We start from the raw sequence: 18,348 nt of genomic DNA, 5'->3' as shown, positions 1-18,348 counted from the left end.
CCGGGCAGCCCGGCCGATCTGGCGGCCGAGGCGGATCCTCACGCCGTGGCACGCTCGATTGTGCTGGGCGCGCTGACACGGTCCCCGAAGAGCCGCGCCCAGCTGGCCGCAAAGCTGGCTGAGCGCGGCGTCCCGGACGACGTCGCCGAGTCGGTCCTCGATCGATTCGAAGAAGTCAAGCTCATCGACGACGCAGAGTTCGCCGAAATGTGGGTGCGCAGCCGCTCCCAGACCCGGTCCCTTGCCCGCGCCGCCCTCAAGCGGGAACTCGCGGAAAAGGGTATTTCCGGCGACATCGCCGAGCAGGCGCTTGACCAGCTTTCGCCCGACGACGAGCTGGAAGCCGCGCGGGGACTGGTTCGCCGCAAGATCCGTCCCGATTGGCACCTGACGGACCGGTCGGAAAGGGACAAGCATCTGCGGCGGTTGGTTTCCATGCTGGCCCGCAAGGGCTATCCGCCCTCCCTCGCCTACCGGGTTGCGGATGAGGAACTCGGCGACGCCGCCGACCCGGAGTCCTAAGCCCAGCCGTTATGGCTTTGAGACTTTTCCTGAAATGGTCGGTATCATTGTGCGACTGTGAGCCCATCGCATAATGAACGTCGACAATCCACCCAGCTACGCAGGAGCACCCGCAGGCGGCGCCGCCTCCGGATTGCGGCAGGCCTGGCCCTTGGCTCTGTCGCTGCCGTCGGTGCAACGGCGGCAGCGGGCCTCCACAACGGTCAAGGCCCATCCGCAGCCGTGGGAGCCATCGGAGCCCCGGTGGAGCAGCTGATGGGGTGGAGCGACCCGGACGAGGGACAGCGGGCGTTGGCGCGTGCTGCCCAGCGGCAGCAAGAGCACCGGGCGTCCACAGACGCAGCCGCCCCGAAGAATGCCGCCCGGGCGGGGGAAGCACGCCGCGCGGGGGAACCGGAAACTGCCGCCGGACAGCCGGAGGAAGCCGCTGCCGCGGAGGGCGCAGAGCAGGAAGCCGCCGCCCGGAAGAGTGCAGGGCAACAAGGCACCGCCGGGGAGCAGACGGATCCGGCACCGGAGGCCGCGCCGGCGGACGCGGCCGGCGAGGCGGCTGCGGCGGACACGGCCAATGAACACGTCGCACCGGGCGCGGCCGAAGAACAGCTCGCAGCTGGTGCAGCCGCAGAACAAGACGGCTCCCGGGCGCCCGCCGAAGCGCCGAGGAGCGATTCCGGGCCAGGAGACGCCCACGTCGGAGGCGCCCTGTTTTCCCCCGGCTGGGGCGCCGGGGAGTTGGGCTGCCTCGAAACGCTCTGGAACAAGGAAGCGGAAGGGAGCTCCAGCGCTGACGAACCGGCCGGCGGCAAGTATTTCTTCCGGATCGACCGGGGCTTGGACTACATCGAGTCCCGGTACGGTTCGCCGTGCTTGGCACTGGACTTCCGGCTGGACAACAACTGGTACTGATCTTCGGCCCGCAGATTGTGGCCCGTCCCGCCGCAGGCCGTACCCTTGTAAGGTGAGTTTGACTGCCCCTGCCCCGACCATCGAGTTGCAGCCCGAAGCCCGCACCTACCAAGTGCGCACGTTCGGCTGCCAGATGAACGTACACGATTCCGAGCGGCTTGCCGGGCTTCTCGAAGCAGCCGGCATGGTCGAATCCCAAGGCGCGCAGGCCGACGTCGTGGTGTTCAACACCTGTGCGGTGCGGGAGAACGCCGACAACAAGCTGTACGGCAACCTTGGCCAGCTCGCCCCCGTGAAGGAACGCAACCCCGGCATGCAGATCGCCGTCGGTGGTTGCCTGGCGCAGAAGGACCGCGAGACGATCCTCCAGAAGGCGCCCTGGGTGGACGTCGTGTTCGGCACTCACAACGTGGGTTCCCTTCCCGCGCTGCTGGAGCGTGCCCGGCACAATAACGAAGCGCAGCTGGAAATCCTCGAATCGCTCGATGTCTTCCCCTCGACGCTGCCCACCAAGCGCGACGCGGTGTACTCCGGGTGGGTTTCCATCTCGGTCGGTTGCAACAACACCTGCACGTTCTGCATCGTGCCCTCGCTGCGCGGCAAGGAACGCGACCGCCGGCCGGGGGACATTCTGGCGGAGGTCCAGGCCCTGATCGATGACGGTGCCATCGAGGTCACCCTGCTGGGGCAGAACGTGAACTCCTACGGAGTGGAATTCGGCGACCGCGGCGCCTTCGCGAAGCTGCTGCGCGCCTGCGGCAGCATTGACGGCCTCGAACGGGTCCGGTTCACCAGCCCGCACCCGGCGGCATTTACCGACGACGTCATCGACGCCATGGCCGAAACCCCCAACGTGATGCCGCAGCTGCACATGCCGCTGCAGTCCGGTTCGGACAAGGTCCTGAAGGACATGCGCCGCTCCTACCGGTCCACGAAGTTCCTGGGTATCCTCGACAAGGTCCGGGAACGGATTCCGCACGCGGCCATCTCCACCGACATCATCGTCGGCTTTCCGGGGGAGACGGAGGAGGACTTCCAGGCCACGCTGGACGTGGTGGAACGGGCCCGCTTCGCCAGTGCCTTCACCTTCCAGTACTCCAAGCGGCCCGGCACGCCGGCCGCGGAACTGCCGGACCAGCTGCCCAAGGCCGTGGTGCAGGAGCGCTACGAGCGTCTGACTGCCCTTCAGGACCGGATTGCCGCTGAAGAGAACGCCAAACAACTGGGCAGACGGCTCGAGGTCATGGTGACAGCCCAGCAGGGACGCAAAGCGGAAGCAACCCACCGGCTCTCCGGGCGGGCCCGCGATCAGCGGCTGGTGCACTTTTCCGTGCCCGAGGGCGCGCCGGTGCCGCGGCCCGGCGATCTGGTCACGGTGACAATCACCGAGGCGGCCCCCTTCCACCTGATCGCCGACCCGCTGTCCGAAGCGGACTACCAACTGCGCCGCTCACGGGCCGGTGATGCGTGGGACCGCTCCCAGGCAGATTCCTGTGCGGTGCCCGCGGCGCCAGGCAGGCCTGCCCAGGTGTCGCTGGGCATGCCGGCGCTGCCCGGCCGAACCAGCTGACGGCGATGCCGGTCCGCCCGCAAGCGCTGCCGGACGGCCCGGCGGTCATCGCCGTCGTCGGCCCCACCGGATCCGGAAAGTCTGACCTCGCCGTGGCGCTGGCCCGGCGGCTGGGCGGGGAAGTGATCAACGCCGACGCCATGCAGTTTTACCGCGGCATGGATATCGGCACGGCCAAAATAAACCTCGCCGAGCGGCAAGGGATCGAGCACCACCTGCTCGACATCCTCGACGTGACGGAAGAGGCGAGTGTCTCGGCCTACCAACAACAGGCCAGGGAAGCGATCGATGCCGTGCACGGACGGGGGCGCAGGGCCATCCTCGTCGGTGGCTCAGGATTGTATGTACGGGCTGCCCTCGATGCCATCGAGTTTCCCGGCACCGATCCGGCCCTGCGCCGGGCCCTGGAGGAAGAGCTGGAGGCGCGCGGCCTCGCAGCCATGCGGGAACGGCTGGGGCAGGTCGACCCGGTTTCCGCCGGGCGGCTGGCTGATGCCCGCCGGGTCATCCGGGCGCTGGAGGTCCGGCAACTCACCGGGCGTCCGTTCAGCTCCTACATGCCCGAGCGGGAGTATGTCCGCCCCACCGTGCAGATCGGCCTCCGGGTGGACCGCGAGCAGCTAAAGCACCGCCTGGCCGGTCGCGTCCATACGATGGTGGAACGCGGACTCCTGGACGAGGTCGCCGCACTGGACCGGCAGGGTCTGCGCCAGGGCCGAACAGCCTCGCGGGCGCTCGGCTACGCGCAGTTCCTGAAGGTGGTCGACGGCGAATGGACCCGGGACGAGGCTGCCGAGGACACCATCACCGCCACCCGCAAGTTCGCGCGGCGCCAGCTGACGTGGTTCCGCGCCGATCCCAGGATCCACTGGCTCGACTGGGAGGATCCGCTGGTGGCGGACAAGGCGGCCGCGCACATCGCTAAGCTTGAGCCGTGAACAACCCCATTCCTGATCATCTGTCAGCCCTCGCCGGGCTGTCCTTTGCCAAGGGGCACGGCACCGGCAACGACTTCGTGCTGATTGCCGATCCGGACGGCGTCAAGAACATCGGAGCCGAAGCGGTCGCCGGGCTCTGCCACCGCCACCTGGGCATCGGCGCAGACGGGCTCATCCGTGCGGTCCGGTCCCGGCACCTGCCCGAGGGCCGGGAGCTGCTGGAGAGGGCGCCGGAGGCCGAGTGGTTCATGGACTACCGCAATGCCGACGGCTCAACCTCGGAGATGTGCGGCAATGGGGTCCGCGTCTTCGTGCACTTCCTGCTGGCCGAAGGACTGGTTGAGCTGGCGGCGGGGGAATCGCTGACGATCGGCACGCGCGCGGGAGTCAAAATCGTCAGCAGGTCCGCCAACGGCTATGCCGTGGACATGGGGCCTTGGGAGTTCATCTATCCAGCGGAGGCTGCCGCCAGGGCGATGGACTCCACGGTAAGCGCAGGAGGCCTCCAGGTGCCGCGGCCCGCACTGTCGGTGAGCCTGGGGAACCCGCACACGGTGGTCGCCCTTGCCGGGCTCGAAGAACTGGCCGCCACCGAATTGTTCCACGCGCCTGCCGTGGATCCGGTTCCGGAGAACGGCACGAACGTGGAATTTGTCGTGCCGGCGGAACCCCTCGTGGCCGACGGAGCCGGGCACATCAGCATGCGCGTGCACGAGCGCGGGGTGGGGGAGACGCAGTCCTGCGGGACCGGCGCCTGTGCTGCTGCCGCCGCCATCCGCTACTGGGCGGGTGCGGGCGCTCCCGACGACTGGCAGGTCGGGGTGCCGGGCGGCGTCGTCCGCGTCCGGTTCATCCCTGCGGCCGACGGGCGGGAACATGTGGAGCTGAGCGGCCCTGCCGTGCTGGTGTCCCGAGGCACCCTGGCCTGAGGAAAGCGCCTCAGCCGGCCCGCCGGACACAGAGCACACGGAACGCCTTTGCGGTGCTTTCACGGCTCACGGTATAGCCCGACGGCAGCTCGGCCGAAAGCCAGCGCTGCAGGGAGTCCGACCCCAGGTTCTTTTGGACGACCAGCCAGGCGGAGCCCCCCGGTGCGAGCCGGGGCAGCCACATCAACAGCAGTTCGTGGAGCTCGCTCTTGCCGATCCGAATCGGAGGATTGGACCAGATGGTTTGGAACTGCAGGCCCGGGTCGACCTCTTCGGGGCGGCAGGCGCGAACATTGACCAGTCCCAGGGCCGCGGCGTTGTCATTGGTCAAAGCGATGCTGCGTTCGTTGACATCCACAGCCAGCACCGTGGCACCGGGGGACTTCAGTCCCATCGTGAGCGCAAGAGGTCCCCACCCGCAGCCGACGTCCAGCAGGTTGCCTTCCGGTGCCGGCGGCGGGACCTCGTCCAACAGCACCGCCGTGCCCTTGTCTACGCCGTCCGGGCTGAAGATGCCGCCGGCTGTCTGCAGCTGCCGCATGCGGCCGTCCAGCTCGACGGCGAGGGTGCGGCGAACCTCGGGATTGCCTGGCTGCGCGCTGAAGTAGTGCTCTGTTCCCATAATCGGCCAGATTAGTGCGCATACAGCGGAATCGGTATCAAGGCCCACCTAAGCAGCGTCCGCTCTGATACCGTGGAACGCATGAAAAAACAGTGATTGCGCCGCAGCCTGCTGCCCCGTTCGCACCGGGACAGAACGTGCCGATGGTTGAGGCCCTGTCCTCCCCGGCCGCCGGACAATCACCGTTTCCGAAGGCCTCCCCCTTCTGAATGATCCAGCGCAGCCGTTTGAGAAGCCGTGACGGCCCCGGCACTCCCGGTGGCTCCGGCCCCGCACCCGCAGGCGCCGGCAGCCATGCATTTCCCTGCCCGGCACCGCCCGGGCCCATGCCAGGAGGACTTTTGGCGAATCATCCACAAACTGCATCTTCGGGCTCTGCCGGGCGCATCCCGGAGGACTACGATAGGACCACGGACATTTCGAAGGAGAGCATGACCACCAACCACCCCCAGCCGACACCGGAGCCGGAAATGACGCCTGATGAGATCCAGGCAGTCATCGACCGTATCCTGGCCCGCGACACTGCGGCGCGAAGCAAGCCGGGCGTCGGCGGCAGAGCACAGGCTCTCTCCGAACTTGGTGCCGAACATTCCGAATTCGACGGTGACCAGCAGGACCTCGCCGAACGCCGCGCCCTGCGGCGCGTAGCGGGCCTTTCCACCGAGCTTGAGGATGTCACCGAGGTTGAGTACCGGCAGCTGCGTTTGGAACGCGTGGTCCTCGCCGGCCTCTGGACCGAAGGAACGGCCGACGACGCGGACAATTCCCTGCGGGAACTAGCAGCGCTGGCGGAAACCGCCGGTTCCGAAGTGCTGGACGGTATCGTTCAGCGCCGGCTAAAGCCGGATCCGGGGACTTTCCTGGGTTCCGGCAAGGCACAGGAGCTGCGCGACATTGTGATGTCCACCGGTGCGGACACGGTCATTGTCGACGGCGAGCTGTCGCCGTCGCAGCGCCGCGGTTTGGAAGACATCGTGAAGGTCAAGGTCATTGACCGTACCGCGCTCATCCTGGACATCTTCGCGCAGCATGCCAAGAGCCGCGAAGGCAAGGCCCAGGTAGAGCTTGCCCAACTTGAGTATCTGCTGCCCAGGCTCCGCGGCTGGGGCGAGTCGATGTCCCGCCAGGCCGGCGGGCGCGTGGGGGCTGCCGGCGGCGGCATCGGTTCCCGAGGGCCCGGTGAGACGAAGATCGAGCTGGACCGCAGGCGCATCCGTACCCGGATGGCGAAGCTGCGCCGCGAGATCACCGCCATGAAGCCGGCACGGGAAACCAAGCGTGCCAACCGGCGCCGGAATGCGGTGCCGTCGGTGGCCATTGCCGGCTACACGAATGCCGGGAAATCGTCGCTGCTCAACCGCCTGACCGATGCGGGTGTGCTGGTGGAGAATGCCCTCTTCGCCACCTTGGACCCGACCGTCCGCCGGGCGGAAACCCCGGATGGTATCGGTTACACGCTCGCCGACACCGTTGGCTTCGTCCGGTCGTTGCCGACGCAACTGGTGGAAGCCTTCCGCTCCACACTGGAGGAAGTCGCCGACGCCGATGTCATCCTGCACGTCGTCGATGTCTCGCATCCCGACCCGGAGGGCCAGATCGCCGCCGTGCGCGAGGTGCTGACCGAGATTGAAGCGCGGCACATTCCGGAAATCGTGGTGCTGAACAAGGCCGACGCCGCGGATCCCTTCGTGGTCGAGCGCCTGCGCCAGCGCGAACCGCGGCACGTCGTGGTCTCGGCGCGCACCGGGCAGGGCATCGACGAGCTGCTTCGGCTGGTCAGCGAGACGATACCGCGGCCCAGCGTGAAGCTGCAGCTGCTGGTGCCCTACGACCGGGGCGAAGTGATCAGCCGCTTACACAACGAAGACGCCGAAATCCTCTCCATGGAGCATGGAGAGGACGGTACGCGCCTCGACGTGATGGTGCGCGAGGGCCTGGCATCGGAGCTGGAACAGTTCATCCGGAATGACTGATCTCCAGGTTCCCGCCGGCGAGGCGTTGCGGCTGCTTGATGTCGCGGTGCAGGGGATGGGCGGCCAGCACCGTGCCGGCCAGCATGAGATGGCCGCGAAAGTGGCCGAGGCTTTTGACCGCCGGCAGCACCTGCTGGTGCAGGCGGGCACAGGCACCGGCAAGTCGCTGGCCTATCTCGTGCCGCTCATGGTCCAGGCGCTGCAGGGGGAAAAGCCCGCCATCGTCTCGACCGCGACGCTGGCGTTGCAATCGCAGATCGTCAAGCGTGATCTGCCGCGGCTCTTGGAGGCCGTCGCCGACGAGCTTCCCAGGCCGCTGGACGTCGCTTTACTCAAAGGCAGGAACAATTACCTCTGCCTGCACAAGCTGGCGGGCGGCTTTCCGGACGAAGATGCACCGGCGGCACTGTTCAGCCTGGGCGAGGACGCCGTTCCGCATCCTGCTCCGGCCGGCTCGGCGGCGGCTTCCGGCGCATCGGGCGCACTGGGCAAGGAGGTCGTGCGCCTGCGCGAGTGGGCACAGGGGACCGAAACCGGCGATCGGGACGAACTGGTGCCCGGTGTCAGCGACCGGGCGTGGCGCCAGGTCTCCGTCGGGTCGATGGAATGCCTGGGCGCCCAAAAATGTCCCCTGGCGGCCGAGTGCTTCAGCGAACTGGCACGGGGCCACGCGGCAGAGGCAGACATCGTGATCACAAATCACGCCATGCTGGCCATCAACGCCTTCGAAGGCGTGGCCGTGCTCCCGGACTACGATGTGGTGGTCATCGACGAGGCCCATGAGCTGCAGGACCGCGTCACCAGCGCCGTCGCGGGGCAACTCTCCGCTGCCATGGTCCGCACCGCCGCCTCCACGGCGCGCAAGCACACGGGGATCAGCGTGGAACCGCTGAACTCCGCGGCCGACGCCCTGGAGGACGTCCTGCAGTCGGTGCCGACCGGGCTGTTGGCGGCCGGCCTCCGCGAGGAGCATGAATTGGTGCTCACGCAACTGCGGGAAGCCGCCCGTACAGCGCTTTCCGATTCCAAGCCGGAGGGTGCGGGGGCAGCGGACGGCGGCCGGCAGATGGCGCGGTCACGGCTCTCTGCCGTGCTGGAGCTGGCTGAACGGCTGCTGTCCGCGCCCGACTCCCGGGAGGTCATCTGGGCGACCCGTCCCAGTACTTATGGCGAGACCGGCGACTACGCCGCCAATGACGACCAGCCGGCAACGCTGAACATAGCGCCGCTCTCCGTGGCGTCCCGGCTGCGCGAAGGCCTGTTCGACGAACACACGGTGGTGCTCACCTCGGCAACATTGTCCGTCGGGGGAACCTTCGACGCAGTAGCCGGGTCACTCGGACTGCTGGGAGCAGGCGCGCCGGCCTATTCCAGCGTTGATGTGGGCAGCCCCTTCGATTACCCCCGGCAGGGCGTGCTGTACGTGGCGTCACATCTGCCCAAGCCAGGCCGGGGCACCAGCCCCGAGCAGCTTGCTGAACTGGAGGAGCTCCTGCTGGCCTCGCGCGGCGGCGCCCTGGGCTTGTTTTCTTCGCGGCGTGCGGCAGAAGAAGCTGCAGCGGAGATGCGCGAGCGCACCGACCTGACCATCCTGTGCCAAGGAGAATCATCGATGTCGGCACTGGTCCGCCAATTCGCCGAGGAACCGGACGCATGCCTGTTTGGCACCATGACGCTCTGGCAGGGCGTCGACGTTCCCGGTGCAGCGTGCCGGCTCGTGGTCATCGACCGGATTCCGTTCCCCCGGCCGGACGACCCGCTCACGACCGCCCGAACCCGGTCCGTGGCGCAGGCCGGGGGAAACGGTTTCATGACCGTTTCGGCGACCCATGCGGCTGTGCGGCTGGCGCAGGGGGCAGGCAGGCTGATCCGCGCCTCCAATGACCGGGGAGTTGTGGCCGTGCTGGACTCACGGCTGGCGACAGCACGCTACGGGGGCTTCCTGCGCAGCGCCCTGCCGCCCTTCTGGAGCACCAAGGACGGCGCCATGGCACGTCAGATCCTGGAGAGGCTGGCTGCTGCCGCTGCCTGAACGGGCCGTGGCAGCAGCCACGCGGGAGCGGTCGTCCGCCCGCAAACCGGGCACGGGCGAAGTCTCCCGCTGACCGGCAGAGGGGGAACTGAGTAGCTTGCGGCGGGTCAGAGGGCCCGCATCACCGAGACAACCTTGCCCATGATGGTTGCGTGGTCTCCCAGAATCGGTTCGTACTGGGTGTTCTGCGGCAGCAGCCAGGTGTGTCCGTCGCGCTGCCGGAAGGTCTTGACCGTGGCTTCGTCGTCGAGCAGCGCCGCCACGATGTCGCCGTTCTCGGCCGTGTGCTGCTGGCGCACCACTACCCAGTCGCCGTCACAGATAGCCGCATCGATCATTGAATCGCCCGAAACCCTGAGCATGAACAACTCGCCGTGGCCCACGAGCTGACGAGGCAGGGGCATGACGTCCTCGACCGCCTGATCCGCCAGGATCGGCCCGCCTGCCGCGATCCGTCCCACCAGCGGCACCATCGCCGTGTCGGACGACGTGGTGAGTTCAGATACTGCAACGCCGCTGGAGCTGCGCAGCTGCTGCGGTTCATCGACTCCGACGATTTCCACACCCCCGTGCTCGAGTGTCAGCGGAGTCAGGATTTCCATCGCACGGGGACGCTTAGGGTCGCGCCTGATGTAGCCCATCTTCTCGAGTTGGGCCAGCTGATGCGTGACGCTGGACAGGCTCGCCAAGCCGACGGTGTCACCAATCTCGCGCATCGACGGAGGGTATCCGTTGGACATGACGGATCGCTGGATCGTCTCCAGGATCTTCTTCTGCCGCGGCGTCAGGCTGCGTCCCACTTTGACGGGTCGGCCGCGTCGCCTGGCTCCGGCTTTGGTGGTGCTCTCTTCGGACATATCCGGCCCCGGTCTCCCGTAGTGGTCCACGCGCCGGTGCTGCGGTAGCGGAACCGCGCATGGATTGTTGTCTCGGCTGTTTTGTCGGTGGCGGCTGGTGCACTGCTCTTACCGCCGCTTGACGCTTCCAACGCTAGGCGAGGCGGTGGTGAATTTCAAACATTTGTTCGACTGAGTCTCGACAATGTTCGATCACCAGTGCTAGAACTGTAGGAGAGACGTTCGAAGATATATTCGAACGCGACAGCCAGACGATCGAAACCAGCCGAAATAGATCGAAAATCGGAAAGGTGACACCATGTCCGCCCAGCTCGCACCGCAGGCCGCCGGCGTCCGTACCAGCACCAACCTCCGGCTGACCCGCAGAGGCCGTTTGTTGCTGATTGGCCTGCCGCTGATGCTGGCCGCGGCCGCCGCCCTGACCTTGATCGGTTTCTTCACGGCGCCGGCAATGGCCGCCGCCGGGGGGCTGGGGCCGGGGCCGGCGTCAACTGTCACGGTTGGCAGCGGCCAGACGCTGTGGGACGTGGCGGTACGGTCCGCCCCCGACCGCAACCCTCACGATGTCATTTTCGAGATCGCGCAATTGAACGGCCTCCAGGGAGACATCGTCCATGCCGGCCAGCAGCTGCTGGTCCCGTCCGCGCGCTGAGGCAGCCGTAACATGAGCTGCTTCGGCCCGCCCGATTCCTGCCCCGGGCGGGCCGAAGCTTAAACTGGACCGGTGAGTGAGCAGTTAGAACGCCTGAACCGCCTGCCGTTGCGGGACAATCTTCGGGGCTTGGAGCCCTATGGTGCGCCCCAGTTGGAGGTTCCCGTCCTCCTGAATGTCAACGAAAACACCCACGGACTGCCCGACGCCGTCCGTCAGGCCATCGTCTCGGCCGTTAGCGACGCGGCCGCGGGCCTGAACCGGTATCCGGATCGCGAGTTCACGAAGTTGAGAACGGCACTGGCCCGCTACTTGGGGCACGGCCTCACCGCAGGGAACATCTGGGCTGCCAACGGATCGAATGAAGTCCTGCAGCAAATCCTCCAGGCCTTCGGCGGCCCCGGCCGTACCCTGCTGAGCTTCCCGCCCACCTATTCGATGTACCCGCTGCTGGCCAGCGGGACGGACACGGATTATGTGGCTGTTCCGCGGGGGGCAGACTTCACATTGTCGCCGGACGCTGCCGCCGCTGCCGTGGCCGACTCCGCCGCAAACGTCGTCGTTCTTTGTTCGCCCAACAACCCGACGGGAACCGCCCTGGGCCTCGACGTCGTGGAGGCCGCGTATGAAGCAGGCGAGGCCTCCCAGGCCATCGTGATCGTGGACGAGGCCTACGCCGAGTTCGCCCACGCCGGAACGCCGAGCGCGCTGACTTTGTTGCCGGGGCGGGAGAGACTCATTGTCTCCCGCACTATGAGCAAGGCCTTCGCGCTGGCAGGCGCCAGGGTAGGGTACCTTGCCGCCGCCCCGCAGATTACCGACGCGCTGCGGCTGGTCCGCTTGCCCTACCACCTCTCGGCGGTGACGCAGGCAACGGCCCTGGCCGCCTTGGAGCATGCCGATGCCCTGCTGGCCAATGTTGAGGACATCAAGGCTCAGCGGGACCGCATTGTCGACGGGCTGACCGGACTGGGGCTTAAACCGGCGCCGTCCGACTCAAACTTTGTGTTTTTCGGCGGGCTGGAGGACCCCCGCTCCGTGTGGCAGGGACTCCTGGAAGCCGGTGTGCTGATCCGCGACGTAGGGATCCCCGGCCACTTGCGGGTGACCGCCGGCACTGAGGCCGAGACCACAGCCTTCCTCGACGGCATCAAGGCCCTCGTGGCGAGCCCCGTCTCCTAAACTAGTAAGAGCGAACCGGTTTGCGCCGGTCGACCAATTCGTCAAAGGACTCCCATGACCGTGGAAACCACCACCGGACGTACCGCACGCCTCGAACGCATCACCAGCGAGTCGTCCGTGCTGGTTGAACTGGACCTCGACGGCACCGGCCGCTCCGAGATCAGCACCACCGTGCCGTTCTACGACCACATGCTCACCGCCCTGTCGAAGCACTCGCTGGTCGACCTGACCGTGAAGGCCAGCGGAGACACGCACATCGACGCGCACCACACCGTCGAAGACGTCGCCATCACGATCGGGGAGGCCCTGAAGGAGGCACTGGGCAGCAAGGCCGGAATCCGCCGGTTCGGCGAAGCAACGGTGCCCCTGGACGAAGCGCTGGCCCACGCCGTCGTGGACATCTCCGGCAGGCCCTACCTGGTGCACGCGGGAGAACCGGCAGGCCAGGAGTACCACTTGATCGGCGGGCACTTCACCGGGTCGCTGACCCGCCACGTCTTCGAATCGATCACACTGCACGCCCAGATCTGCCTGCACATGCGCGTGCTGGGTGGCAGGGACCCCCACCACATCGTCGAGGCCCAGTTCAAGGCCTTCGCCCGGGCGCTTCGCGCCGCCGTCGAAGCCGATCCACGTGTCGAGGGCATTCCCTCGACGAAGGGGGCCTTGTGACCGCTGCGCCCAAGGTCACGGTACTGGACTACGGCTCCGGGAACGTGCGCTCGGCAGTCCGTGCGCTGGAGCATGTGGGAGCCGACGTCACGCTGAGCCATGCCTCCGACGACGTCCTGGAGGCCGACGGGCTGTTGGTTCCCGGGGTCGGCGCCTTCGCCACGGTCATGAAGGGGCTAAAGTCCGTGGACGCGCTTCGCTGGATTGGACGCCGGGTGGCCGGCGGACGGCCCGTGCTGGGCATCTGCGTGGGCCTGCAGGTCATGTTCGAAGAAGGCGTTGAACATGGCGTGCGCACGCAGGGTGTGGGGGAATGGCCGGGAACCGTGGAAGCGTTGCCGGCGGAGGTCGTCCCCCACATGGGGTGGAACACCGTGGACGCCGCGGAGGGCAGCCGGCTGTTTGCCGGAATCGAAGACGAGCGCTTCTACTTTGTGCACTCCTACGGTGTGCAGCACTGGAACTTCGATGTGACCCAACCCGCGATGACACCGCCGCTGGTGACGTGGTCCACGCACGGCGCCCCGTTCATAGCGGCCGTTGAAAACGGTCCGCTGAGTGCTACCCAGTTCCATCCGGAAAAGTCAGGAGACGCCGGCGCCGAGCTGCTGCGCAACTGGCTGAAGGCGCTGAGGTAGCCATGGGCAGCATTCTCCTGATGGCCCTGGCCGGGCTGCTGGCCGGCGGCGCCATCTCGTTCCGGCAGCAGCGGCTGTCCAAGTGGTTGGTTATCGTCTTCTGGATCCTCGCCGGCATGTCGCTGCTGGCTGCCTACCTGCTCACCCTCGGCCCGGCCGAGTAACCACATCCATCCCGCGCAGCTGACGGCGCGCAGAAAGCGGAAGAACCATGACGAACCAAACCTCCATCCTCGAACTCTTGCCCGCAGTCGATGTTGCCGACGGCCAGGCCGTCCGGCTGGTCCAAGGCGAAGCCGGCAGCGAGACCGGCTACGGAGACCCGCTGGAAGCCGCCCTGGCATGGCAAAACGACGGGGCGGAATGGGTGCACCTGGTGGACCTCGACGCGGCGTTCGGCCGGGGCAACAACACGGAAGTGCTCCGCCGGGTCTCCGACGAACTGAAAATCAAGGTGGAGCTGTCCGGCGGCATCCGCGACGACGCTTCATTGGAGCGTGCGCTTGAGTTCGGGGCCGCACGTGTCAATCTGGGAACCGCCGCCCTGGAAAACCCGGAGTGGACGGCCCGCGCCATTGAACGGCACGGGGACGCCATCGCCGTCGGCCTCGATGTCCGTGGCACCACGCTGGCGGCCCGCGGCTGGACGCAGGATGGCGGCGACCTCTGGGAGGTGCTGGCCCGCCTCGAAGACGCCGGCTGCGCCAGGTACGTGGTGACCGATGTGACCAAGGACGGAACACTGCGTGGACCCAACGTGGATTTGCTCCGGCAGATGTGCGAGCGGACCGACAAGCCGGTGGTGGCCTCCGGCGGGATCTCCAGCCTGGATGATCTGCGGACGCTGCGCGCACTGGTTCCGGCCGGAGTTGAGGGAGCGATTGTGGGCAAGGCCCTGTACGCGGGCAAGTTCACGCTGCCCGAAGCGCTCGACGTTGCCGGACGGCGCTGAGAGACCAGCATGGGCAAGAAGGAGCTGCCCGCCCATATTGCCGCTGCGCTGGCGGGAGCCGGCGGCGCGGGGGACTCTGCCGGCCAAAGCTGGGCCGGGCGGGACCTGAGTGGTGAAGGAAATCCGCTCCATCAGTTCGACCACGACGACGGCAGCGCGGATCCCGGCTACGAGGCGGCGCTGCAATGGCTTGCCGCCGGAACCGGCGGCGAAGCGGAAGTAGTGGCTGCCCTGGCGAATGCCCGCGTTTTCGTGCCCATCGTGGCGACGCTGGGAGAAGAAGCCGAGGGCAGCCACGGCCTGACGTCGGATAAACAGGCGGACATGGCCGTGGTGACGTTGCAGGCGCCGGATGGGCGCCGGGCACTGCCGGTATTCAGCAACACGGCCGCTCTGGAAGCCTGGCATCCCCAGGCCCGGCCGGTTGCCGTCGAGGCACCGCGGGCGGCGCTGGCGGCCGTGTCCGAAGACGCCGAACTGATGGTTATGGACCCGGGCGCCGCCCTGACATTCGTGGTTCGGCGGCCCGCAGTGTGGGCGTTGGCCAAACAGCACGAATGGGTGCCCTCGTACCGGGATCCGGCGCTGTTGGAATGGGTGGCCGAAGCCACGGGCGGCGAGGAGGCCGTCCTGGCCGCGTCCGTGGAACCCGGAACCGGCATCGCGGTCCGGGCGGCAGACGGATCGGTAGTGGCCGGCGGTGGCCACGGACCGGAACTGCGCTTGGTCCTGCAGGTGCAAGACGGGCTGGGGCGCGAGGAGTTGGGCGCCTTGGCGGGACGGATCCAACGGCGGCTCCAAGCCAGGCAGGAGTTTGCCGAGCGGGTGGATTCGCTGGAGCTGAAGTTCACGCGCTGAGTTCCGCCCGCTGGCAGCCTCATCCGGAAGCGCAAAGAAAAAGGACGACGCCGGTGCGTGGCACCGGCGTCGTCCTTGTCAGTACTGGAAGCCTGGTCAGTTGACCGGACCCGTGAACTTCTCACCCGGGCCCTTGCCCGGGTCGTCCTGGATCACCGATGCTTCGCGGAAGGCGAGCTGCAGGGAGCGGAGGCCATCACGCAACGGTCCGGCATGCTGGCTGCCGATCTCCGGCGCGGCAGCGGTGACGAAGCCGGCCAGTGCGGTGATCAGCTTGCGGGCTTCATCCAGGTCCTTGAGCTCTTCCGCATCGTCGCCGGCGGCCAGGCCGCACTTAACGGCGGCGGCGCTCATCAGGTGGACGGCCGCGGTAGTAATGACTTCCACGGCGGGCACTTCGGCGATGTCGCGCATCTGGCCCAGGACTTCCTGTTCCTGGGTGGAGGCAGGACCGGCGTCAGGCGCGAAGCTGTGGCGGTGGCCGTCGGTCTGCGGATTGTTATCTGGGCTGCTCATACTGGTAAGCTTGTCACAGACCAATTGGATCCCGTTACTTATGTGCCTCAAAGCACGTGCGGAGCAGGATTCAATCTGCAAGCGGAGACCTCTCCCACCCGTCGGTATGGCTAGCCAGAGCTGCCGGGTCCAGGTCGGCAGGCTGAGGCCGGAAACCTTCACTTGAGGGCGCCCGGGCCAGCCGGTGGAACGTCTGCTGTTTCCGCCTGCCGCCACTTTGAGGCCTTCGATTGCGCTTGCAATGGGAGGCCTTCTTTCATTGCAGGCGGCAGCCGATTTTCAGTGACAGGAGCCACACATTAGCGAGCCAAGAATCAATGATCGTATCCGCGTTCCCGAGGTGCGGTTAGTCGGACCGAACGGCGAACAGGTGGGGATCGTCCGTATTGAGGATGCCCTGCGCCTGGCCACGGAATCGGATCTTGACCTGGTTGAGGTCGCACCGCAGGCCAAGCCTCCGGTGTGCAAGCTTATGGATTTTGGCAAGTACAAGTATGAGGCTGCGGTCAAGGCCCGTGAGGCGCGCAAGAACCAGACGAACACTGTGCTCAAGGAAATCCGGTTCCGCCTGAAAATCGACAAGCACGACTACGAGACCAAGCGCGGCCACGCGCTGCGGTTCCTCGCGGCTGGCGACAAGGTCAAGGCCATGATCCAGTTCCGCGGCCGCGAACAGCAGCGCCCGGAAATGGGCATTCGCCTTCTGCAGAAGTTCGCCGAGGACGTCGCCGAGGTCGGCGTGATCGAATCGACTCCGCGCATTGACGGCCGCAACATGGTCATGGTGATCGGCCCGACCAAGAACAAGGCAGAAGCCAAGGCAGAGGCCCGGCGGGCCGCCCAGAAGGCTGACGCCAAGGCAACGAACGATGCCAAGAAGCAGCAGGTGGACACCTCAGCCGACCATGATCCGCTGACTCAGAGCCTGGGCGACTTGATGCCGGAAGGCCTTGCCGCGATGGCAAGCCAGCCGGAGGAAACCGCCGAAGCACCTGCGCAGACTGATGCTGAGCCTGCGGCTGAGGTTGAGCACGCAGTTGAGGTCGAGGCCGCGGAGCAGCCTGAAGCCGAGGCTGCGGTTGCAGCCGAGGCGGAGCCCGAGGTTGAGGCCGAGGCCGAGCCTGCGGCCGAGGTGGAAGCAGAGGCTAAGCCGGCCGCTCAGGCCAAGCCGGCAGCTCAGCCCAAGCCGGCAGCCGAGGCTAAGCCGGCCGCTCAGGCAAAGCCGGCAGCCGAGACCAAGCCGGCAGTTCCGGCGAAGCCCGCAGCCCCCGCGGCCGAGGCCAAGCCCGCAGCACCCAAGCCCGCCGCCCGGCCCAAGCCGGCAGCGCGGCCTGCAGCACCCAAACCTGCTGGCCGGTCCGGTTCCAAGAACTAAGACCGTACAGAGAGCATCCGGCATCCGGCCGGGCACGGTTCCGTGCCCGGCGCCGGTAAACAAGTAAACCGCCGGTGCCCGTTTGCGGCACCGCACGAGCCGACGGTCGGCAGCGACCCGAGGAGACGTAAGGAGAACGGCAGCCATGCCGAAGCAGAAGACCCACAGCGGCGCCAAGAAGCGCTTCAAGCTCACCGGCAGCGGCAAGCTCAAGCGCCAGCAGGCCAACCGCCGCCACTACCTGGAGCACAAGCCTTCCACGCTGACCCGCCGCCTTGCCAGTGACAAGATCGTTGCTCCGGCCGACGTGCGCAACATCAAGAAGATGCTCGGCATCTGATTTTCTCCCCTCCGGTCCGCGCGGTGACGCCGCAAGGACCATCCAGCTAGTTTTGCCCCCGGCCGCCGATTGCGGCGGCCGAACACCGGGCACCAATCATCAAAAGGAGTACGCACGTGGCACGTGTGAAGCGGGCGGTTAACGCCCACAAGAAGCGCCGGGTCATCCTGGACCGGGCTGCCGGATACCGCGGACAGCGGTCCCGCCTGTACCGCAAGGCCAAGGAACAGCTGCTGCACTCGTTCGTGTACAGCTACGGCGACCGCCGCAAGCGCAAGGGTGATTTCCGCCGCCTGTGGATCCAGCGCATCAACGCTGCATCCCGCGCCAACGGCCTGACCTACAACCGCCTCATCCAGGGCCTGAAGGCCGCCGAGGTCCAGGTCGACCGCCGCATGCTGGCCGAGCTGGCCGTGTCCGACGCCGGCGCCTTCGCCGCGCTGGTACAGGTAGCCAAGGACGCCCTGCCGGCTGACACTTCCGCTCCCGCAGAGCGTCAGCCCGCCGCCGCCAAGCCTGCCGCCGCCAAGGCCGCTCCGGCCGCCAAGGCCGCCGCGCCTGCCGCTGAAGCGGGCGAAGTTGCCGGCGCCGTGAAGGCCGTTGACGGCGAGGACGCTCCCGCCGGCTACAGCATCAAGGGCAACCAGTCCAAGAAGTACCACGTCCCGGGCTCCACCTGGTACGAGAACACCACGCCCGTGTACTGGTTCGAGTCCGTGGAAGCCGCCAAGGCTGCCGGTTTCGAGCCCGCCGGCGGCGAGGCCCGCCAGAAGGTCGCCGAATAAGCACCGATGCATAAACGCCCATGTGGCGA

General features: G+C 67.1%; 20 protein-coding genes. 17 read left to right on the top strand and 3 right to left on the bottom strand.

Going from position 1 to position 18,348, the window contains the following annotated elements:
* Nucleotides 1-45 precede the first annotated feature (45 nt).
* The 5 genes from AC5RUK_RS11965 to dapF all read left to right on the top strand — a co-directional run bounded on the left by AC5RUK_RS11965 (nt 46) and on the right by dapF (nt 4,865).
* The gene (locus AC5RUK_RS11965; RefSeq protein ID WP_494152305.1) at nt 46-522 is read left to right on the top strand and encodes a regulatory protein RecX; all 477 of its coding nucleotides are present in this window, start codon (nt 46-48) and stop codon (nt 520-522) included.
* A gap of 222 nt (nt 523-744) precedes the next feature.
* Nucleotides 745-1,428 (top strand): hypothetical protein, encoded by a 684-nt coding sequence (locus AC5RUK_RS11960; RefSeq protein ID WP_494152304.1) that lies wholly within the window; start codon nt 745-747, stop codon nt 1,426-1,428.
* Nucleotides 1,429-1,480: 52 nt separating this feature from the next.
* The gene (gene miaB, locus AC5RUK_RS11955; RefSeq protein WP_494152303.1) at nt 1,481-2,998 is read left to right on the top strand and encodes a tRNA (N6-isopentenyl adenosine(37)-C2)-methylthiotransferase MiaB; all 1,518 of its coding nucleotides are present in this window, start codon (nt 1,481-1,483) and stop codon (nt 2,996-2,998) included.
* Between the two features lie 5 nt (nt 2,999-3,003).
* A complete protein-coding gene (gene miaA, locus AC5RUK_RS11950) occupies nt 3,004-3,936 on the top strand; it encodes a tRNA (adenosine(37)-N6)-dimethylallyltransferase MiaA (RefSeq protein ID WP_494152302.1) in 933 nt (310 codons plus the stop codon).
* The gene (gene dapF / locus AC5RUK_RS11945; protein WP_494107904.1) at nt 3,933-4,865 is read left to right on the top strand and encodes a diaminopimelate epimerase; all 933 of its coding nucleotides are present in this window, start codon (nt 3,933-3,935) and stop codon (nt 4,863-4,865) included. The genes miaA and dapF overlap by 4 nt, the downstream gene beginning before the upstream one ends.
* A gap of 10 nt (nt 4,866-4,875) precedes the next feature.
* Here dapF and AC5RUK_RS11940 read toward each other — a convergent pair whose 3' ends face one another.
* Nucleotides 4,876-5,487, bottom strand: coding sequence for a class I SAM-dependent methyltransferase (locus AC5RUK_RS11940; RefSeq protein WP_493988195.1), 612 nt, complete (start codon nt 5,485-5,487; stop codon nt 4,876-4,878).
* Nucleotides 5,488-5,918: 431 nt separating this feature from the next.
* Between AC5RUK_RS11940 and hflX the strand changes: the two genes are divergently transcribed.
* Nucleotides 5,919-7,460 carry a GTPase HflX gene (gene hflX, locus AC5RUK_RS11935; RefSeq protein ID WP_494107902.1) on the top strand — a complete coding sequence of 514 codons (1,542 nt, stop codon included), beginning with the start codon at nt 5,919-5,921 and terminating at the stop codon, nt 7,458-7,460.
* A complete protein-coding gene (locus AC5RUK_RS11930; protein WP_494152301.1) occupies nt 7,453-9,492 on the top strand; it encodes an ATP-dependent DNA helicase in 2,040 nt (679 codons plus the stop codon). The genes hflX and AC5RUK_RS11930 overlap by 8 nt, the downstream gene beginning before the upstream one ends.
* A gap of 107 nt (nt 9,493-9,599) precedes the next feature.
* Here the strand turns inward: AC5RUK_RS11930 and lexA are convergent, their stop codons facing one another.
* Nucleotides 9,600-10,349 carry a transcriptional repressor LexA gene (gene lexA / locus AC5RUK_RS11925; protein ID WP_493988198.1) on the bottom strand — a complete coding sequence of 250 codons (750 nt, stop codon included), beginning with the start codon at nt 10,347-10,349 and terminating at the stop codon, nt 9,600-9,602.
* Nucleotides 10,350-10,647: 298 nt separating this feature from the next.
* Here lexA and AC5RUK_RS11920 point away from each other — a divergent pair, with 298 nt between their 5' ends.
* The 7 genes from AC5RUK_RS11920 to AC5RUK_RS11890 all read left to right on the top strand — a co-directional run bounded on the left by AC5RUK_RS11920 (nt 10,648) and on the right by AC5RUK_RS11890 (nt 15,303).
* The gene (locus AC5RUK_RS11920) at nt 10,648-11,001 is read left to right on the top strand and encodes a LysM peptidoglycan-binding domain-containing protein (RefSeq protein WP_494152300.1); all 354 of its coding nucleotides are present in this window, start codon (nt 10,648-10,650) and stop codon (nt 10,999-11,001) included.
* 72 nt (nt 11,002-11,073) lie between these two features.
* Complete coding sequence (locus AC5RUK_RS11915) at nt 11,074-12,183, top strand: histidinol-phosphate transaminase (RefSeq protein WP_494152299.1); 1,110 nt, start codon at nt 11,074-11,076, stop codon at nt 12,181-12,183.
* Nucleotides 12,184-12,237: 54 nt separating this feature from the next.
* Nucleotides 12,238-12,855, top strand: a complete 618-nt coding sequence (gene hisB / locus AC5RUK_RS11910; protein WP_493988201.1) for an imidazoleglycerol-phosphate dehydratase HisB — start codon at nt 12,238-12,240, stop codon at nt 12,853-12,855.
* A complete protein-coding gene (hisH, locus tag AC5RUK_RS11905; RefSeq protein WP_494152298.1) occupies nt 12,852-13,493 on the top strand; it encodes an imidazole glycerol phosphate synthase subunit HisH in 642 nt (213 codons plus the stop codon). Before hisB ends, hisH begins: the two co-directional genes overlap by 4 nt.
* 2 nt (nt 13,494-13,495) lie before the next feature.
* Entirely contained in the window at nt 13,496-13,657 is a 162-nt protein-coding gene (locus AC5RUK_RS11900; protein WP_493988203.1) for a hypothetical protein, read from the top strand.
* A gap of 47 nt (nt 13,658-13,704) precedes the next feature.
* Nucleotides 13,705-14,445, top strand: a complete 741-nt coding sequence (gene priA / locus AC5RUK_RS11895) for a bifunctional 1-(5-phosphoribosyl)-5-((5-phosphoribosylamino)methylideneamino)imidazole-4-carboxamide isomerase/phosphoribosylanthranilate isomerase PriA (RefSeq protein ID WP_494152297.1) — start codon at nt 13,705-13,707, stop codon at nt 14,443-14,445.
* A 9-nt stretch (nt 14,446-14,454) separates the two neighbouring features.
* The gene (locus AC5RUK_RS11890) at nt 14,455-15,303 is read left to right on the top strand and encodes an SseB family protein (protein ID WP_494152296.1); all 849 of its coding nucleotides are present in this window, start codon (nt 14,455-14,457) and stop codon (nt 15,301-15,303) included.
* 96 nt (nt 15,304-15,399) lie between these two features.
* Here the strand turns inward: AC5RUK_RS11890 and AC5RUK_RS11885 are convergent, their stop codons facing one another.
* Nucleotides 15,400-15,819, bottom strand: a complete 420-nt coding sequence (locus AC5RUK_RS11885) for a DUF1844 domain-containing protein (RefSeq protein WP_493988205.1) — start codon at nt 15,817-15,819, stop codon at nt 15,400-15,402.
* A 340-nt stretch (nt 15,820-16,159) separates the two neighbouring features.
* Between AC5RUK_RS11885 and infC the strand changes: the two genes are divergently transcribed.
* From infC to rplT, 3 genes are all read left to right on the top strand, one after another.
* On the top strand, nt 16,160-17,194 hold the full coding sequence (infC, locus tag AC5RUK_RS11880) for a translation initiation factor IF-3 (protein ID WP_494152295.1): 1,035 nt from the start codon (nt 16,160-16,162) through the stop codon (nt 17,192-17,194).
* A gap of 145 nt (nt 17,195-17,339) precedes the next feature.
* Entirely contained in the window at nt 17,340-17,534 is a 195-nt protein-coding gene (rpmI, locus tag AC5RUK_RS11875) for a 50S ribosomal protein L35 (protein WP_493977772.1), read from the top strand.
* 116 nt (nt 17,535-17,650) lie between these two features.
* Complete coding sequence (gene rplT, locus AC5RUK_RS11870; RefSeq protein WP_493988207.1) at nt 17,651-18,319, top strand: 50S ribosomal protein L20, sunset domain variant; 669 nt, start codon at nt 17,651-17,653, stop codon at nt 18,317-18,319.
* Nucleotides 18,320-18,348 lie beyond the last annotated feature (29 nt).

Source organism: Arthrobacter sp. Y3223065 (assembly GCF_059090885.1).
This window is presented reverse-complemented; position numbering and strand designations above follow the sequence as displayed.